This window comes from Thaumasiovibrio subtropicus (assembly GCF_019703835.1).
GTDB lineage: Bacteria > Pseudomonadota > Gammaproteobacteria > Enterobacterales > Vibrionaceae > Thaumasiovibrio > Thaumasiovibrio subtropicus.
Genome location: NZ_AP023054.1, coordinates 926313 through 944547 on the forward strand (window position 1 = coordinate 926313; position 18235 = coordinate 944547).

General features: G+C 48.5%; 21 protein-coding genes. 18 read left to right on the forward strand and 3 right to left on the reverse strand.

The genetic code is table 11. The features are described 5' to 3' along the window. The first annotated feature begins 48 nt into the window (after positions 1-48). The 8 genes from cheY to TSUB_RS04435 are packed head-to-tail and all read left to right on the forward strand — an operon-like array spanning position 49 to position 7981. A complete protein-coding gene (gene cheY / locus TSUB_RS04400) occupies positions 49-420 on the forward strand; it encodes a chemotaxis response regulator CheY (protein ID WP_087021478.1) in 372 nt (123 codons plus the stop codon). Between the two features lie 36 nt (positions 421-456). Further along, positions 457-1188: a protein phosphatase CheZ gene (locus TSUB_RS04405; protein ID WP_087021476.1), complete on the forward strand. Its 732-nt coding sequence runs from the start codon at positions 457-459 to the stop codon at positions 1186-1188. 10 nt (positions 1189-1198) lie between these two features. Further along, on the forward strand, positions 1199-3481 hold the full coding sequence (locus tag TSUB_RS04410; protein WP_087021473.1) for a chemotaxis protein CheA: 2283 nt from the start codon (positions 1199-1201) through the stop codon (positions 3479-3481). A 21-nt stretch (positions 3482-3502) separates the two neighbouring features. Further along, a complete protein-coding gene (locus TSUB_RS04415) occupies positions 3503-4630 on the forward strand; it encodes a protein-glutamate methylesterase/protein-glutamine glutaminase (RefSeq protein ID WP_087021470.1) in 1128 nt (375 codons plus the stop codon). Positions 4631-4639: 9 nt separating this feature from the next. After that, complete coding sequence (locus TSUB_RS04420; RefSeq protein WP_087021468.1) at positions 4640-5419, forward strand: ParA family protein; 780 nt, start codon at positions 4640-4642, stop codon at positions 5417-5419. After that, the gene (locus TSUB_RS04425; protein ID WP_246616403.1) at positions 5409-7031 is read left to right on the forward strand and encodes a chemotaxis protein CheW; all 1623 of its coding nucleotides are present in this window, start codon (positions 5409-5411) and stop codon (positions 7029-7031) included. Before TSUB_RS04420 ends, TSUB_RS04425 begins: the two co-directional genes overlap by 11 nt. A gap of 21 nt (positions 7032-7052) precedes the next feature. Further along, entirely contained in the window at positions 7053-7550 is a 498-nt protein-coding gene (locus TSUB_RS04430) for a chemotaxis protein CheW (RefSeq protein ID WP_087021465.1), read from the forward strand. After that, complete coding sequence (locus TSUB_RS04435; RefSeq protein ID WP_087021460.1) at positions 7550-7981, forward strand: DUF2802 domain-containing protein; 432 nt, start codon at positions 7550-7552, stop codon at positions 7979-7981. Before TSUB_RS04430 ends, TSUB_RS04435 begins: the two co-directional genes overlap by 1 nt. Positions 7982-7995: 14 nt before the next feature. On the opposite strand, the gene TSUB_RS04440 is transcribed toward TSUB_RS04435, so the two are convergent. Together TSUB_RS04440 and TSUB_RS04445 are read right to left on the reverse strand one after the other, a co-directional pair. Beyond that, the gene (locus TSUB_RS04440) at positions 7996-8271 is read right to left on the reverse strand and encodes an EscU/YscU/HrcU family type III secretion system export apparatus switch protein (protein ID WP_202819756.1); all 276 of its coding nucleotides are present in this window, start codon (positions 8269-8271) and stop codon (positions 7996-7998) included. Continuing rightward, a complete protein-coding gene (locus TSUB_RS04445; RefSeq protein ID WP_221274560.1) occupies positions 8268-9047 on the reverse strand; it encodes a hypothetical protein in 780 nt (259 codons plus the stop codon). The genes TSUB_RS04440 and TSUB_RS04445 overlap by 4 nt, the downstream gene beginning before the upstream one ends. A gap of 425 nt (positions 9048-9472) precedes the next feature. Between TSUB_RS04445 and ccmA the strand changes: the two genes are divergently transcribed. The 10 genes from ccmA (at position 9473) to TSUB_RS04495 (ending at position 17253) form a co-directional block, all read left to right on the forward strand. Further along, the gene (ccmA, locus tag TSUB_RS04450; protein ID WP_087021451.1) at positions 9473-10099 is read left to right on the forward strand and encodes a cytochrome c biogenesis heme-transporting ATPase CcmA; all 627 of its coding nucleotides are present in this window, start codon (positions 9473-9475) and stop codon (positions 10097-10099) included. Further along, positions 10096-10761, forward strand: coding sequence for a heme exporter protein CcmB (gene ccmB / locus TSUB_RS04455; RefSeq protein WP_087021447.1), 666 nt, complete (start codon positions 10096-10098; stop codon positions 10759-10761). Before ccmA ends, ccmB begins: the two co-directional genes overlap by 4 nt. Before the next feature lie 13 nt (positions 10762-10774). Then, positions 10775-11506: a heme ABC transporter permease gene (locus tag TSUB_RS04460; protein WP_087021445.1), complete on the forward strand. Its 732-nt coding sequence runs from the start codon at positions 10775-10777 to the stop codon at positions 11504-11506. Positions 11507-11513: 7 nt separating this feature from the next. Continuing rightward, entirely contained in the window at positions 11514-11720 is a 207-nt protein-coding gene (gene ccmD / locus TSUB_RS04465) for a heme exporter protein CcmD (RefSeq protein WP_087021442.1), read from the forward strand. Beyond that, positions 11717-12199 carry a cytochrome c maturation protein CcmE gene (gene ccmE, locus TSUB_RS04470; RefSeq protein WP_087021439.1) on the forward strand — a complete coding sequence of 161 codons (483 nt, stop codon included), beginning with the start codon at positions 11717-11719 and terminating at the stop codon, positions 12197-12199. The genes ccmD and ccmE overlap by 4 nt, the downstream gene beginning before the upstream one ends. Further along, positions 12199-14178 (forward strand): heme lyase CcmF/NrfE family subunit, encoded by a 1980-nt coding sequence (locus tag TSUB_RS04475; RefSeq protein ID WP_087021436.1) that lies wholly within the window; start codon positions 12199-12201, stop codon positions 14176-14178. The genes ccmE and TSUB_RS04475 overlap by 1 nt, the downstream gene beginning before the upstream one ends. After that, positions 14175-14732 (forward strand): DsbE family thiol:disulfide interchange protein, encoded by a 558-nt coding sequence (locus TSUB_RS04480; protein ID WP_087021432.1) that lies wholly within the window; start codon positions 14175-14177, stop codon positions 14730-14732. Before TSUB_RS04475 ends, TSUB_RS04480 begins: the two co-directional genes overlap by 4 nt. After that, entirely contained in the window at positions 14729-15217 is a 489-nt protein-coding gene (locus tag TSUB_RS04485) for a cytochrome c-type biogenesis protein (protein ID WP_414718364.1), read from the forward strand. Before TSUB_RS04480 ends, TSUB_RS04485 begins: the two co-directional genes overlap by 4 nt. Continuing rightward, the gene (gene ccmI / locus TSUB_RS04490; protein WP_087021429.1) at positions 15214-16425 is read left to right on the forward strand and encodes a c-type cytochrome biogenesis protein CcmI; all 1212 of its coding nucleotides are present in this window, start codon (positions 15214-15216) and stop codon (positions 16423-16425) included. The genes TSUB_RS04485 and ccmI overlap by 4 nt, the downstream gene beginning before the upstream one ends. A gap of 75 nt (positions 16426-16500) precedes the next feature. After that, positions 16501-17253 carry an MlaA family lipoprotein gene (locus TSUB_RS04495; RefSeq protein ID WP_087021426.1) on the forward strand — a complete coding sequence of 251 codons (753 nt, stop codon included), beginning with the start codon at positions 16501-16503 and terminating at the stop codon, positions 17251-17253. A 33-nt stretch (positions 17254-17286) separates the two neighbouring features. Here TSUB_RS04495 and TSUB_RS04500 read toward each other — a convergent pair whose 3' ends face one another. Then, complete coding sequence (locus TSUB_RS04500; RefSeq protein ID WP_087021423.1) at positions 17287-18189, reverse strand: LysR family transcriptional regulator; 903 nt, start codon at positions 18187-18189, stop codon at positions 17287-17289. Positions 18190-18235: the final 46 nt, after the last annotated feature.

The window sequence follows — 18235 nt, forward strand, 5'->3', positions numbered from 1 at the left end:
ACTTTTAGTAACACTGGGACCTCAGTGGAGGCAACTTTGAATAAAAACATGAAAATCCTCATTGTTGACGATTTTTCAACAATGCGCCGAATTGTGAAGAACCTGCTTCGAGACCTTGGTTTCAACAATACGCAAGAGGCGGATGATGGATTGACTGCACTTCCAATGCTTAAGAAAGGTGAGTTCGACTTTGTCGTGACTGACTGGAATATGCCTGGAATGCAAGGAATTGACCTTCTCAAGCACATCCGTGCCGATGATGAGCTGAAGCACCTACCTGTGCTGATGATCACAGCGGAAGCGAAGCGTGAGCAGATCATTGAAGCTGCGCAAGCAGGTGTGAATGGATACATTGTTAAACCATTTACAGCCGCAACGCTTAAAGAAAAGCTGGATAAGATCTTCGAACGTATTCAGTAACTTAGCTGCGTTTGTGAATTAGGGATAATTATAACAATGGTATCACTCGACCAGGCCAAAGAGCTTGTAACCCTGTTAGAAGATGGGCGCCAAGAGGAAGCTGACGCGCTGGTTGGCCAGTGGGTTCATGACACTCGTCAGCCTATCTTTGAGGAAGTGGGGAAACTGACCCGCCAACTTCACGACTCTTTAACCAACTTCCAACTTGACCCACGTATTAGCGATTTAGCGACATCAGAGATCCCTGATGCACGTGATCGCTTAACATATGTTATCGAGAAAACGGAAGTTGCGGCGAACAAAACCATGGATGCCGTGGAAGAGACGTTTCCGATAGCCGATCGCCTTGTCGATCATCTTCAGCAAGTCCGCCCTGAGTGGGACAAGTTGATGGGTGGACGTATTGAACTCAATGAGTTCAAAGCCTTGTGCCATACTATCGATCAGTTATTGCAACAGGTTGAGCAAGATGGTGGTGAGTTACGAACCCAACTGACCGATATTTTGATGGCGCAGGATTTCCAAGATTTGACCGGACAGGTTATTCGTCGAGTGATTGACTTAGTCAAGGAAGTAGAAGAGCAATTGGTAGAGATTCTCCGAGCCTTCGGTTTGGATGAAGCCCAAGCTCAAGCGGTTATTTCCCCGACTGAACAGAAAAAAGCAACGACTGCGCCAGAAGGTCCCATCATTGATTCATCACAACGCGATGACGTGGTTGAATCCCAAGATGATGTGGACGATCTGCTATCCAGCCTGGGCTTTTAGAGGATAATTTATGAGTTTTGATTTAGATGAAGATATCCTTCAGGACTTCCTGATTGAAGCTGGCGAAATTCTTGAGTTACTCTCAGAACAACTCGTCGATCTGGAGCGAAGCCCAGACGATATTGATCTGCTCAATGCTATCTTCCGAGGATTCCACACGGTTAAAGGCGGCGCAGGTTTCCTTTCTCTGACAGAACTTGTCGATGTCTGTCACGGCGCAGAAAATATCTTCGATTTATTAAGAACGAATAAGCGAGAGCTGACACCTGATTTGATGGATGTCATCTTACAAGCGCTTGATACGGTCAATGAAATGTTTGGCCATGTTCAAAATCGCGAACCGTTGGAAGCGGCTGATCAAGAACTTCTCGATGCTTTACACCGCTTAAGCCAACCGCCGACGGCAGAAGAGCTCGCGGGTGAAGTGGCTGAACCTGAAGTGATCGAAGCGCCAGTGGTTGAGCCTGAACCGGTCGTAGAGGCCCCAGTTGTACCCGAGCCAGCGGCGAGTGCAGCGATTGAAGGCAACTCTGTTGATGAGATTACCGAAGATGAGTTCGAACGCTTGTTGGACGAACTTCATGGTTCTGGCGGCAGCCCAAGTGCAGGTACGACGTCTGCACCTGCTGCGCAGCCTGAAGGCAGTGTAGTTGATCAAATTAAAGCAGAGTCGGGTGATATTACCGATGATGAATTCGAGCGCTTGTTAGATGAGTTGCATGGCAATGGTAAGGGGCCGGGTGAAAATGATGCGCCGACACCTCCACCGGTTGCTGCGACACCAACGCCTCCACCCGCTGCGCCTGCAGCATCAGGAAGCGGTGATGATTTAATGACAGACGACGAGTTTGAGCGTCTGTTAGATGAACTGCATGGTAACGGCAATGCGCCGGGGCCGAGTGCAGAAGAGCTAGACTTTGCAACGCGTCCGGCCGAGCCTGTACCTGCAAAGCCGGCGCCTAAACCAGCAGCTCCTAAACCTGCCCCGGCTGCCGTAGCACCTACGCCTAAACCCGCACCAAAGCCTGCGCCTGAACCGCAAAAAGCGCCGCCAGTTGCGGCGAAAAAAGCTGCTCCGCCGGCAAAAGCAGAGCGCAATGCACCAGCCAATAAGCCCGTTCAACAAGAAGCAACGGTGCGTGTTGATACGTCAACACTCGATACCATCATGAACATGGTGGGTGAACTCGTCTTGGTGCGTAACCGACTCGTGAGTCTTGGCCTTAACACCAACGACGAAGAGATGTCGAAAGCGACTGCGACATTGGATGTGGTGACTGCCGACCTGCAAGGCGCTGTCATGAAGACGCGCATGCAGCCGATCAAGAAAGTTTTTGGCCGTTTCCCTCGTGTCGTTCGTGACTTAGCGCGAAGCTTGAAGAAAGAGATTGTGCTGGAAATGAAAGGGGAAGACACCGATCTTGACAAAAACCTTGTCGAGGCGTTGGCTGATCCTTTGGTTCACTTAGTGCGCAACTCTGTCGATCACGGTATTGAGATGCCTGATGTACGTGAGAGTAACGGTAAGCCACGTATTGGTACCGTGTTGCTTGGTGCATCGCAAGAAGGTGACCATATCCTACTGACCATTGAAGATGATGGTGGTGGTATGGACCCAGAAAAGCTGAAAGGTATTGCCGTAGAGCGTGGCGTCATGGACGCAGAAGCGGCTTCTCGATTGTCTGATACCGAAGCGTTTAACCTTATATTTGCCCCGGGTTTCTCGACCAAAAAAGATATCTCCGATATCTCTGGACGCGGTGTCGGCATGGATGTGGTGAAAACCACGATTAATCAGCTTAATGGTTCGATTAGCATTGATTCAGAGCTGGGCAAAGGCACGCGTATCGATATTAAGGTGCCATTGACGTTAGCTATCTTGCCAACCTTGATGATTGGTGTCTCAGAGCAACCATTTGCTCTACCGCTCGCCAGTGTCAGTGAAATATTCAACCTTGATTTGACGAAAACGAACGTTGTCGATGGTCAACAAACGATCATAGTACGTGAGAAAGCGATTCCGCTTTTCTATCTCCAAGATTGGCTCATTGCACCGAATAAACCTAAGAATGATCGTAGCAAAGGGCACGTTGTTATCGTCCATATTGGTCATCAGCGTATTGGTTTTGTCGTTGATACCTTGATTGGCCAAGAAGAGGTGGTGATTAAGCCGCTTGATAACTTGCTGCAAGGTACGCCAGGTATGGCAGGCGCGACTATCACAAGTGATGGTCATATCGCCCTTATCCTCGACGTGCCAAATCTATTGAAACGCTACGCTGGTCGCGTTTAAGCGGATAACAAGAGTAATTACATGGCAGTAAAAGTATTGGTGGTGGATGACTCTAGTTTCTTCCGCCGCCGAGTTAGCGAAATCATTAATAGTGATCCTCGCCTTGAGGTCATTGATATTGCTGTTAACGGCAAAGAAGCTGTTGAGAAAGCAAAGTCACTGAAGCCTGATGTCATCACCATGGATATTGAGATGCCCGTTATGGATGGCATCACTGCTGTCCGTGAGATCATGAAAGCGTCTCCTACGCCGATTTTGATGTTTTCGTCGCTAACCCATGATGGAGCAAAAGCGACGCTTGATGCCCTTGATGCTGGTGCGCTCGATTTTCTTCCGAAGAAGTTTGAAGATATCGCTCGCAATCGTGACGAAGCAGTAAGCCTGCTACAGCAACGGGTGTCGGAACTGTCGCGCAAACGTGCGTTCATGCGTCGCCCAGCTATTACCCCGCGTGCGCCAGAGCCCGCACGTCCCGCAACGCGAGAGACTGGGACAAGATCGGTAGCGCCAACGGCGAAACCAACTGCGCCTGTAAGATCAGCGTCAATAGGCCGCTTCAAAGCAACGGGTAAGAAGTACAAGTTAGTTGCCATTGGTACATCGACGGGTGGGCCCGTGGCGTTACAAAAGATATTGACGAAGTTACCGGCGAATTTCCCTTTGCCGATAGTGTTGGTACAACACATGCCAGCGACTTTTACCGCTGCATTTGCCTCTCGCCTCAATTCACTCTGTAAGATTTCCGTGAAAGAAGCAGAGGATGGTGATGTGTTACAACCGGGTAATGCTTATCTGGCCCCGGGCGGTAAACAGATGATGCTAGACGGCCGAGGGCCAGCATCGAGATTGAAAATTCTCGATGGCGGTGATCGAATGAATTATAAACCGTGCGTAGACGTTACATTTGGTTCTGCGGCAAAGACCTATGGCAGTAGCGTACTATCGATGGTACTGACGGGCATGGGAGCGGATGGCCGTGAAGGCTCTCGGATGTTGAAAGATCAAGGTGCAACGATTTGGGCACAGGATGAAGACAGCTGTGTGGTATATGGTATGCCTCAAGCAGTCGCTAAAGCCGGGTTGTCGACGGAAGACTTGCCACTTGAGCGTATTGCGGAGCGAATTTTAGTTGAACTTGGCATGCAGTAAGGAGCGGGAGTGATAGTTTGGAGTATAGCCAACCAAAAAGGTGGTGTCGGTAAAACCACAACAACTGTCTCTCTGGCCGGCCTATTGTGCGAACGTGGGGCTCGTGTATTACTTGTCGATACCGATCCTCATGCCTCTCTCACAACCTATCTTAATATCGATACTGAAACGGTATCAGCAAGTCTTTTTGACCTTTTTCAGTTAACAGATATTACCGAATCAACCGTGAAGCCTATCGTTATGCCGACCGCTTACGAGGGTATTGATATCATTCCTGCGCACATGTCATTGGCAACCTTAGATCGCGTAATGGGTAACCGTGGTGGTATGGGATTGATATTGAAGAAGGCGTTATTGTCGATCCGAGAGCATTATGATTATGTCCTGATTGACTGCCCGCCAATACTAGGGGTGATGATGGTCAATGCGCTGGCATCTAGCGACCGTATATTGATTCCCGTACAAACTGAATTTTTGGCGATGAAAGGGCTTGAACGCATGATTCGTACCTTGCAGATCATGCAAAAGTCACGAAGTTCGCCTTTCAAAGTGTGTATCGTACCTACCATGTACGATAAGCGCACAAAAGCATCAATGCAGACGTTACAAGAGCTTAAAACACGCTATCCTGAAAAAGTATGGGCGTCGGCAATTCCAATTGATACCAAATTTAGAGATGCGAGTTTAAAACATATGCCGCCCTCCATGTATGCCAAAGGTAGCCGAGGCGTGTTCGCATACAAAACACTATTAAATTATCTGAGACGCTTAGATCAAGATGACCGCTAACCATCGTTTATCTAGCGAGCAAGCGCTAGAAGACTATTTCACCGATCTCCTTGACGAACATGTTGAGGAAGAGAAGAGTGCGTTTCGCGGTCAGGATATCCACGTCAGTCAACAGTTTACGATGCCTTCCAGTGCGTATGTCACGCACAATTGGATCCCTCCGCAAGAAACTGAATCCAAACCAGCGTCCGAGTCCGCGCCTTTTGCTGAGCCGGAAGACATTGCTGTTCCTCATGGTGCGGGCGAAGAGATCACTGCGCCTTTAACCCTCGAACAGCAGCTAGAAGCGCTAGAAGAGGCGTTTGACAGTGATGTTGAGGTAGAGATTAGCCATGTTGAGGCAGGCACAGATGCAGAGATTAGTGTAGAGACTGCATTACCAGACGACTTAACACCGAGTGAATTTGAGGCGGGTGAGTTTGAGTCTTCAGAGCAAGAAGTGGTTGCCGATAGTGACGTAAGCCAGATGCTAGCTGAAGCGGATGATAGTGAAGCTGCGCCTCATCTTGTCGATGACCAAGTTGAGCCATTTAGTGAGCAAGACTTGTCTATTCAAGAAGACGAGCAAGATGAGTTTGAACTTCATTATCAACCTCAACCGAAATTAGCGGAAGCCGAAGACGAGGTGCAACCTGACGTTGAGCTTCTTGATTTTGACCTATCCGAAGTAGAACGTCTGCTTGGGCAACTGGAATCAGCGCAAACTGACATTGAATTAGAGGTTTCTGAAGAACTCGAGTTAGCCGAGGCAGACAACGTTGAGCGAGAGGTTGAGGTCGAAACGGCTGTCGAGATGCAGACATCGACGTACGTTGATGACCATGAAGACGAAGCTGATCTAGAAGCGCAATTTGCGGAAGTGGCGCGGCTTGAAGCTTTAGCCGAAGCGAGAGCATTCAATCAGCAACTTGATGAAATTCATCAAGCTTTAGAGGAAGAGGCGGTTGCTGAGCCTGAGATCGCGGTTGTTGAACCCGCCGTCGAAATTGCAGAACCTCAACCTGTCGTCGAGGCGCTAGTTGATACGCCTGCCACTACCGCTTACGCCGCCCCTGATGTTGATATCGATACGGCAGTGAATGAGCCCGAAACCGACACTGAAACAGCGGTCGAGTTAGAGACGCAAAATGCTGCCCCTCCAGCAAAATGGGATAATATTCAGCCAGATGGCGATTTCCAAGTGCTGTTTTTTGAGGTTAACGATGTCACTTTCGCGGTTCCACTGGCACAATTAGGTGGTATCCATCGATTAGAGCAGTTAAACAATTTACCGGGTAAGCCACCTTGGTATTTGGGTTTGCACACGACCCGTAATCAACAATTTGATGTTGTAGACACGGCATATTGGGCAATGCCTGATATGCTTATAGGTGATGAATACAAAGAAAACTATAGTTATATAGTTATGTTAGGTGCTAGCCGTTGGGGCATGGCTTGTGATGCGTTACAAGGAACGCAAACGCTAACTGGAAATAATATCCGTTGGCGAGAGCAGGCAGGAAAACGGCCTTGGCTAGCAGGAATGGTTAAAGAAAAAATGTGTGCCTTAATTCACGTTGAGGCCCTGATAGCTATGCTTAACGCCGGTTTAGATGTTAAAGCCATGGCGTGATGATAAAGAAGAGGATATAGCATGTCACAGGTTACAACTGTCGCTGAAGTCAAAAGTGAAGATGGCAATGATCAAGTATTACAGTGGGTGACTTTCAAGCTGGAAGAAGAGACCTACGGCATTAATGTAATGCAGGTTCGTGAAGTGCTTCGTTACACCGAGATTGCTCCTGTGCCTGGTGCGCCAGATTATGTGTTGGGTATTATCAATCTTCGCGGTAATGTCGTGACCGTTATTGATACCCGTGCCCGTTTTGGTGTCTTGCAAGGTGAAACGACAGATAACACGCGAATTGTGGTTATCGAAGCCGAGAAACAGGTGATTGGTATCCTCGTTGATAGCGTGGCTGAAGTGGTCTACCTGAAAACATCAGAGATTGATACGACACCAAGTGTGGGTACCGATGAGAGCTCTAAGTATATCCAAGGCGTCTCAAACCGCGATGGTGAACTTCTTATTTTGGTTGACCTGAATAAGCTCCTCTCTGATGAAGAGTGGGATGAAATGGCTTACTTGTAATGCTGGCACTGATTTTACAATGGGTGCCTCTTGTCGTGTTGATAGCTGTCACTGTGGTGACTGCTATCCTTTTACGGCGAGAAAAGGCTGCGCGCTTAGCAGCTGAAAAACGTTTATCTGCGGTTGAGACAGTGCTGAAATCAGCGCGTCAACAACAAGAAAGTTTGGCGAAGCAGTTCAATGAGCTTCGTGCTGGCACCATAGGGATGAGCCAGAAGCTCGCTGATATGGGGCAGCACTTAGATATGCTTGAAGATCGGCAAGGGGAGATTGTGATGCAGCAAGATCCTGATAATAAGCTGTATTCCCGAGCGAGCCGTATGGTTGAGCTTGGTGCTGATATTGAAGAGCTGATGGAAGAGTGTGAGTTACCTAAAGCGGAAGCTGAACTTCTATTGAGTCTCCAGCAAAAGATGACTCGTCGTCGCTGAACAGCGTGAATTTATCAGACCAGAGCATTGACACCCTCCCATCCTGGAGGGTTTTTTCCTTCTAAATACCAGCTTAATGAGATGAGCTCGGCGATAACTATATATACCTCCGCAGGAATCTCTTCACCAATATCGAGATTTTCCAACCAGCGCATTAATTGCTCATCTTCATGAACCAGCTTTCCTTGTATTCTTGCTTCGGAAAGCATTTTTTCCGCTAGTTCGTCATAGCCTTTAGCGGTAACCGTAGGCGCATTGTGTTGATATTTTAGCGAAATGGCTTTCTTCATACTTTTATCGATAACCCCGTTTGAGCGTGAACGTCGAAGTGAGAATGCTCACTCGAATGGCACTGCCATTCTGTCATTGTAATGCCTTGCTGGGAAAGGCGCTTGGTCATCAGCTTTCCGGCCAGTTCGAGTTGAGACTGTAGCTTTTCAGAGTCGGTATAGGTATGAATGGCGGTCTGTCCGTCTTGCCATAACACTTGTGCCTCTATCCAAGTGTCTGCAACAGGCAAGTGCACCCATATTTCCCAAACCTGGCGCTGCTGTCGGCCTTGCTGTTTCGTGGTCCGTTTTTTAACCCGCACCTTGAGCGGTTGTTTTTGCTCCCAAACAAACAGTAAGAAAGGTTCGTCGAGGGGTTGGCGCAGTAAGCTGACGTGTTGCTCTGCGACCAATCGCACAACAGTAAGTAGAGATTCTGGGTCTTGGTTATTGTTGCGTAACCAAAGGTGTAGCGCACTATCTGGTGACTTGAGCTGTGTGATCAGTTGCGATAATACCTGAGCTTGCTGCTGAGGAGAAAAGGGCGTGCCCTGTTGAGGTAGTTGCAAAAATAGTTGCGAGAGCAACTGTTGGATCTCTTTGGGCGCTGATTGGAGCTGGCTGCTTAACAGAGGGAGTAACGGTGTTAGTCGCAATAGGTTGATCAACTGTGGCATCGTCTGACTCGATACTATCGGCATCAGTTTTGAAAGCAGTGGCGATGAGAGCGACGAGTCTTTGCTGTGCACTATTTTGGGCGTGTCATGACCGGGGGAGATCGGGGGCAACTTCATCATTCGCTCCTTCGTTTTTCATCGTGCTTTCTTGAGTATATCGAGGTCTGGCAGTCCTTTCGAGGTCATTAACGCCCAAGTTGTTAAACCGGCACTTGCGATAGCTGGCAGAGGACTGTGTTGTTTTTAAATTGTTAATGTTGTGGTTGGAGTTCACATTATTCGCAACTTGAATGGTCGTGATGACGCTATATTGTGAATCTATGAATTGGGTCACTAGACTTATAAAACAATATCTTGCAGCTTAGTGATAAGGATAGGGGGGCGGTTTTGTACTGTATGGTCTATTTATCATGGCTGTTAAAAAATGTGTATAACATTTATTAACGTATTGGTGTTGATTGTAAGCGGTATCCGCTAACCAAAGTAAAAATCCTTGTGGTACCATTGCCACGACAACGATAAAAACATTAAGGAAGTAAGGGGTAATGTTGACTGCTCGGCAGGTTACCTGCGTTAGGGATGATAGGGTGTTGTTTGCTGATCTTTCCTTTCAGGTAAAAGAAGGAGAGCTAGTTCAGATAGAAGGCCCAAACGGCTCAGGGAAAACATCGCTGTTACGCATCTTGACAGGATTACTTAGTCAAGATGAGGGCGAGATACTCTGGCATGGTGAGCCCATTCGAACAGTGCGTGATGAGTACCATCACTCGCTGCTGTTTCTCGGCCATCAAACGGGCGTGAAACGCGATCTTTCTGTGCTCGAAAACCTACGTTTCTATGCACAAATTTCTCCGTCGAGTAAAACTGATGATGCGTCTATTTTGGATGCGATATTGCGCGTGGGTCTCGCGGGGTATGAAGATGTGCTGGCAAGCCATCTTTCTGCTGGGCAGCAACGTCGTATCGCATTGGCGCGTTTGTGGTTAAGTGAACATGCATTGTGGATCCTCGATGAACCGTTAACGGCGATTGATAAGCGTGGCATCTCTGTGTTGGAAACGCTTTTTTTAGACCATGCTCAGCGCGGTGGCAGTATCATACTGACGAGTCATCAGGATCTTTTTCAAGGGAATAGCACGCTACGGCGCATTGTGTTGGGAGCGACTCAGTGAAGCAACTAGGCTTACTTATTCGTCGTGAACTGACCATCGCGTTAAGGCGCAAAACCGATGTGTCAAACCCGTTGTGGTTTTTCATTTTGGTGATCAGTTTATTCCCGCTTGCAGTAGGGCCGGAACCCAATTTGTTGGCGCGGATTGCGCCAGGTATCATCTGGGTAGCGGCATTACTTTCCTCACTATTGGCGCTAGAGCGCCTCTTTAAAGACGATTATCTCGATGGTTCGCTAGAGCAGATGATGTTGCAATCGACGCCTTTGCCTTTGCTCGCACTGGCAAAAGTGTTTGCACATTGGCTATTGACTGGCTTGCCCTTGATCATTGTCAGCCCTTTACTTGCCCTTTTGTTGTCACTCTCTATGGATGTCTGGCTTGCGGTGGTCTTGACCTTACTTTTAGGGTCTCCCACTTTGAGCCTGTTAGGTGCGATAGGTGTCGCCCTGACGGTTGGACTCCAGAAAGGTGGGGTTTTGCTAAGCTTATTAATCCTACCTCTGTTTATTCCTGTACTTATCTTTGCAACCGCGGCAATTGATGCGGCCAGCTTAGGTATGGGATATCAAGGACAACTTGCAATGCTTGGTGCCATGTTGGTAGCAGCAACGACTCTGACTCCGTTTGCAATTGCAGCGGCATTGCGAGTTAGCGTGCAATAAAGGAAACAACGTCATGTGGAAATGGTTACACCCTTACGCAAAGGCGGAGAAAAGTTATCAGCTTGCAGGAACCTTGCTTCCCTGGTTTTCTGTGACAGCATTGATCTTACTTTTTACGGGCTCGATATGGGGCCTAGCTTATGCGCCTACTGATTACCAACAGGGTGATAGCTTTCGGCTCATTTACTTTCATGTCCCCGCGGCCATTTGGTCTATGGGTGCTTACCTTTCAATGGCGATAGCTGCGTTCATTGGATTGGTGTGGCAGATCAAGCTTTCAGATTATGCCGCCTCTGCAATGGCGCCAGTCGGTGCAGTGTTTACCGCGATAGCGCTGTTTACTGGTGCAGTATGGGGGAAACCGATGTGGGGAACTTGGTGGGTTTGGGACGCGAGATTAACGTCTGAACTGATTCTTTTATTCCTCTATATCGGTGTCATGGCGCTGTACAACGCGTTTAGCGATCACAAAACCGCAGCGAAAGCCGCCGGTATTCTTGCCATTGTCGGCGTGGTGAATTTACCGATTATTCACTTCTCGGTGGAGTGGTGGAACACCTTGCACCAAGGCGCGACGATCACCAAATTTGAAAAGCCCTCGATGGATACACGTATGTTGTGGCCATTGCTCATCAATATCTTGGGGTTTGCCTTTTTCTTTGCTGCGGTGACCTTAATGCGTTTTCGTAGCCAAATTCTCCGTCATGAAGCTCGCCGTCCTTGGGCGCAAGCGGTGGTGAAGTGAGGTCACTATGCATTTCGAATCTTTTTCTGATTTTCTCAATATGGGGGGGTATGCCCCTTATGTCTGGGCCGGTGTCGGAGGCTCGCTACTGGCACTTGGTGCAATAGTGGTAGTGAGCTGGTATCAAAACAAACAAGTAAAACAATTTATCCGCCAACAACAAGCGAGAGACGCGCGAATTGCTGAAGCAAAGCAAATGGAGAATACGCTATGAACCCGAGACGAAAAAAGCGCCTTTTTTTAGTATCAGCGTTGATATTTGGTATCGGTGCTTCAGTGAGTCTGATGCTCTATGCGCTAAACCAAAACATGGATCTCTTTTTTACACCCACCGAGATAGTGGAAGGCAAAGCGGATGGTGCTAAGCCCGTTGTGGGACAACGAATCCGTGTGGGTGGCATGGTAGTTGAGAACAGTGTGGTACGCGATTCACAGTCATTAAAAGTCCGTTTTGGTGTCGCGGATGTTGGTCCGGCAATCACAGTGATTTACGATGGCATTCTTCCGGATCTGTTCCGTGAAGGCCAAGGGATTGTTGCGCAAGGTGTGTTGATATCGCCTACCGAGTTAGAGGCAACAGAAGTGTTGGCTAAACATGATGAAGAATATATGCCACCAGAAGTCGCAGAAGCCATGGATCGTGGCCACGCTCGACTAGAGTATAGTGATGATCAACTACAAGGAATCCAGTGATGATAGCTGAACTGGGACATTTCGCGCTTGTTCTCGGGCTAGGGGCGTCAATGATGCTCAGCCTGTTGCCACTAGTCGGCGCGCAAAATGGGAATGAGGGTTTAATGCGCACCGCCCGACCGTTGAGCGCGGTGTTGTTTGCCTTGCTGGCCCTCTCATTCGTGATTCTTTGTCATCGTTTCTATGTGAACGATTTCACGGTTGCGTATGTGGCGAATAACTCGAACAGTCAGCTGCCTTGGTACTATCGAATCACTGCTGTCTGGGGCGCGCATGAAGGCTCATTACTGCTTTGGGTGCTGATTCAAGCGCTGTGGACCTTTGCGGTGGCCCTGTTTAGTCGCGGTATGCCACTCTCTTCGGTGGCGCGTGTCTTGGCTGTGATGGGGATGATTAACGTCGGTTTCCTGTTGTTCATCATTATGACCTCTAACCCGTTCGAACGGACTTTGCCTTATTTTCCCGTAGATGGGCGCGATCTTAACCCGTTATTACAAGACCCCGGCCTGATTATTCACCCCCCTATGCTCTATATGGGCTATGTCGGATTCTCAGTCGCGTTTGCCTTTGCGATTGCTTCCTTGATGACTGGACGTCTCGATACCGCATGGGCTCGCTGGTCACGCCCTTGGACGCTGGCTGCTTGGTCATTTTTAACTGTTGGTATCGCGTTAGGCTCTTGGTGGGCGTATTACGAACTTGGCTGGGGAGGCTGGTGGTTCTGGGATCCGGTTGAGAATGCGTCATTCATGCCATGGCTAGCAGGAACAGCCTTGATGCACTCGCTATCTGTTACCGAAAAACGGGGCACATTCAAAGCTTGGACAGTATTACTCGCATTAAGCGCATTTTCATTGAGTCTACTCGGGACATTTTTGGTTCGCTCCGGAGTCTTAGTCTCTGTGCATGCTTTCGCCTCTGATCCAGAACGTGGCATGTTTATTCTTGCCTTTTTGCTGGTCGTGATTGGCGGCTCTTTACTCTTGTACGCCATCCAAGGGCATAAAATTCGCTCTCAGGGCAGTTTCGATCTCTTATCGAGAGAAAATGCCTTACTGATGAACAATGTGTTGCTGGTTGCAGCATTAGTGGTGGTGTTTGTCGGTACCTTAATGCCATTAGTGCACAAGCAAATTGGCTTGGGCTCGGTCTCCATCGGGGCACCTTTCTTTAATACCTTGTTTACTTGGTTGATGATTCCTTTTGCGTTCTTTTTGGGGGTTAGCCCGCTATTGCGTTGGAAACGTGACAAGTTATCGACCATTGCCAAACCTATGTTAGTGACAGCGATGGTATCGGTCGCGTTTAGCATTGGTGCGATTGCCCTTTTTTATGATCGCTTCGCATGGTTAGCCGCGCTGGGGTTATGGATGGCGACGTGGATCATTTTGCTGCAGAGTTACGAGATCTACTTGCGAGCGACACATCGGCATGATTTTGCCGTGGGGCTGACTAAGCTATCTCGCAGCCATTGGGCGATGGTGATGGGACACATGGGGTTAGCGATTACGGTGATCGGCATTACCTTAGTCAGTAATTATGACATTGAGCGTGATGTCCGCATGGCTCCGGGTGACAACATGGTGATTGAGGGATACAAGATTACCTTCACTGAACTACGTGATAATGATGGCCCGAACTACGATGGCTACCTCGGTGTGTTTGATATCACACGAAATGGCAAGCCAGTGACACATCTGGAAGCGGAAAAGCGCTTTTATACGGTACAACGTTCAATGATGACGGAAGCCGCGATTGATAGTGGCATCGCCCGCGACCTTTACATCGCCTTAGGTGAGCGTTTAGAGGGAGAAGCATGGGCGGTACGTATCTACTACAAACCGTTTGTTAACTGGATTTGGGCTGGGTCTTTGCTTATGGCGTTGGGCGGTGGTCTCGCTATCAGCGATCGTCGTTATCGATTCCGTGCAAAATCGACAAATAAAGTCACTCTTGAATCTGCGGAGCAGTCATCATGAAGAAAGCCTATCTCTATATCCCTTTAGTGGGCTTTCTTGTTTTGGCGCTCATCTTTGCAGTGCAGCTAGTGATGAATGTCGAAAATCCCAATAATCCCACAGAACTGGAATCGGTGCTGATTGGAAAAACCGTGCCAAACTTTACGTTAGAAGATCTTGTTCATGAGGGCAAAACCTATGAGCAAGACATCTTTCGTGGCGAACCTTTGCTGTTGAACGTCTGGGCGACATGGTGCCCTACCTGTTACGCCGAACATCAATATCTAAACCAGCTCGCTGCAAGCGGCGTCAAAATCATCGGGCTCAACTATAAAGATGATCGTCATAAAGCGGTAGGCTGGTTAGAAGAGTTAGGGAATCCTTACTTGATCAGTTTATTTGATGGGGACGGCATGCTGGGGCTCGATCTTGGGGTTTATGGCGCACCTGAGACTTTCTTAATTGATGCCGATGGCATTATTCGTCATCGCCACGTCGGTGATGTGAATGAGCGGAACTGGCAGTCAAGGCTGCAGCCTATCTACCAGCAAATGTTGGAGGATGCGAAGTCATGAATCGCTTCAATGGGTTAAAGGCCATGTGTGTCGCTGTTTTTGTGATGTGGTTAGGCCATCCTTTGGCGTGGGCCAATATTGATGCTTATACGTTCGAGTCAGTTGATCAAGAGCGTACCTTTCATGAGTTGAACAAGACCTTACGTTGCCCTAAGTGTCAAAACAACAGTATTGGTGATTCAAACGCAGAGTTGGCGAAAGACTTGCGTCAAAAGGTTTACGAGATGTTGCAAGAAGGACAGAGCGAAGATGAAATCGTTGATTATATGGTCGCTCGCTATGGCAACTTTGTGACTTATGAGCCGCCCCTAACGCCCGCGACGCTAATCTTATGGCTCGCGCCAGCACTTGCCATTTTGATCGGTGTTGCGAGCGTGTTGTATCGCAGCCGAGGATCGCGCTTAGCAGCCGCTGAAATCGCAGAAGAAGAAAAGCAACGTTTGGAACGACTACTAAAAGATACCGATGAGGATAGTGCACCATGATGACATTTTGGATAGCCAGTTTGGCTTTGGTGCTGATCGTATTGTTGTCGGTAGCGATCCCTGTTTATCGACAAAAAGCCTCATCAGCACAAGCTGATCGTGATGCACTTAATAAGGCCTTGTATCAAGATCGACTCGCCGAATTGAACGAAGAAAATGAAGAGGGCATGGTGGCGGATCAAGCTGCCATGATTACTGAGCTACAACGCACCTTATTAGATGATGTGCCAGAGGGGAGCAAAGAAACTGAAACGCAACGTGGTGGTAAAGCGTGGTTATGGGGATGTAGTCTTATCGCCGTGGTCGCCAGTTACGCCATTTATATGCAGGTCGGTGGTTTTAATGCTGTGACAACATGGCATGAAACCGCAGCCCGACTTCCTGAGCTTTCGCAACGTTTGATGACGGAAGATGAGCAGCCGCTCAGTGATCAAGAGTTGGCGGATTTAACGCTTGCTTTGCGCACTCGATTACATGAGAAACCGAATGATGCGATGGGGTGGCTACTGTTAGGGCGACTCGGAATGGCGAGCCGCGATGTCGATATGGCCACCAGTTCGATGGAGAATGCGCTGCGTCTTGCCCCTGAGAGATTTGAAACCCAGTTTGGCTTCACGCAAGCCATGCTGCTCAGTGGTGATAGCTTTGACTCTGAGCGCGGACGTCGCATGTTGTCGCAACTATTGCAAAGTGAACCGCACAACTTACAAGTGCTGTCTCTTGCCGCCTTTGATGCCTATGAACAGCAAGATTTTCTTTCCGCTATTGCGCTTTGGAGCCGTATGCGGGCGCAACTGGATGTGAACGACCCTCGCGCGGTCATGCTCGATCGTAGTATTGCACAAGCGCAAAGCAGCATGACGGGCGACCCTGTTTTACTCTCGGTACAGGTAGAGCTCGGTGAAGATGTCGTCATTCCGACACAGGGTGCGTTGATTGTGACTGCACACACATCTGATGGCGCGCCAATGCCAGTGGCGGCGAAGCGCTTACCCTTAAGTGCATTTCCCGTTACGGTGCCGCTGCGCAATAGCGACAGCATGATGCAAGGGCGTAGCTTAGCGGATTTAGATGAGATGCTGATTAGAGTGCGCATTGATAGCGACGGCAATGTTGGGACGAAAGAGAACGATTTGTTTGGCGAATCGTTAACTGTGTCACAAGGAGATGAGGTGAAAGTAAAGATTGATCACCACTTTGGTTCCTAACTGGATCAATTTATGACAGAAAGTTATCATCGTCACAGATTAAAATAGAATAATGATTTGCTAGGCGAGATTAACATGAGAAAGGGAATACTCGCGATGTTGCTGTCCTCCGCGTTGCTCGCAGGATGCGCATCGAGCCCAGAGTCAGCACACAGTGAAGTCAATGATCCTTTTGAAGGGTTTAACCGCGTTATGTGGGACTTCAACTATGATGTGCTTGACCCTTATATTGCACGGCCCGCTTCATTGGCGTACGTCAATTATGTACCGAGCCCGGTGCGTAGTGGTGTCGGCAATTTTCTGTCGAATCTGGAAGAGCCCGTCAGTTTTTTCAATAGTGTATTAGTGTTGGATGGCGAGGCTGCCGTCACACACTTTAATCGCTTTTGGCTCAATACCTTTTTTGGCTTGGGTGGTTTGATTGATATCGCGACAGCGGCAGAGATTGGTAACCCTAGTGATCGAGAATTTGGTGACACGCTTGGATATTATGGGGTAGGGAATGGCCCTTATCTGATGTATCCGATATATGGCCCATCGACGGTTCGTGAAACCGCGGGTGATTTTGTTGACGGGATGATGCCCATGGTGGTGTATCTCAACTTCTGGCAAGGATTGGCGAAATGGGCATTGCAAGGGATGGAATCTCGAGCCGCCTTAGTGCAACAAGAAGCCATGTTAGAGAACTCACCTGATCCATACATCTTCACCCGTGATGCGTATATTCAGAACCGCAATTTCCGCGCTTCAGGCGGTAAAGTAGACCCGTCTCTCTATGAAGAAGAAGACTTCTTGGAAGACTATCTCGATGAAATTGACGATTACTGATGATAAAAGAAAAGCAGCGCAACGCTGCTTTTTTTATGCCTGCCCTGTGACTGCTTGTGCGATTTGATCCGCATTTTCTTTCAAGTAATCGATCAACGCCGCGGCGCGATGTGAGAGAAAACGCCGTTTGTACCACACTGCATAAATGTCTCGTCGGTCTGCTTGCCATTCCGGTAACACCGCTACAAGCTCGCCACGCGCTAGCTCTTGCCTTATTTCAGATTCCGGCATTAAGCCAATCCCCACACCCGCGACGAGAAATTGCTTTGCAGCCATTAAATCATTGAGGCGCACTTTGGCGTGTTGCGGAAAAAATGTGGTCTCTTTTTTTGTCGCGTGTTTTAGGTGCCACTTGTCAATCGGTTTGCATTGAATCAACGCATGCAGGCTGAGATCTTGTGGTGTTGTGATTGGATTGCGCCCATTGAGATACTTTGGGCTTGCGACAAGGTGCACTGCGACTTGCCCAAGACGGACTTGTGTTAGGTCTGAATCTTCTTGTCTTCCCACACGTATGGCAAAGTCGGCGTTTGCGGCATGAAAGGATTCTAGTTCGTTACTCAGTTGCAGGTTGAGGTTGATGTCTGGGTGTCGCAGAGAGAATTGCGCGAAGATCGGGCTGAGCACGGTGGTCGTTAAGTTGACGGGGGCCAATACCGTGATGTCGCCAGTGAGGCTTTTTACGTCCTGCTTAAGCTGTTCAATGGCAGATTGCGCGGTCAGTAGATGATATCGCGTCTGATTGACAAGCATTTCTCCTTCTGCGGTGAGGCTGAAGTGATGGCTATTACGATTGAGTAAGCGGCAGCCAATATTGTCTTCTAAATGCTGAATACGTCGACTTAAGGTGGATGAGGGGAGCTTTAGCGTTTGTGCCGTTTTCTTCAAGCTCCCTGCTTCTGCGGCCGTGATGAGCAATGCAATGTCATCTAACATTCGCTTGATTCCATTTATGGGTTTTATCCTTCTATTAGAATCAATA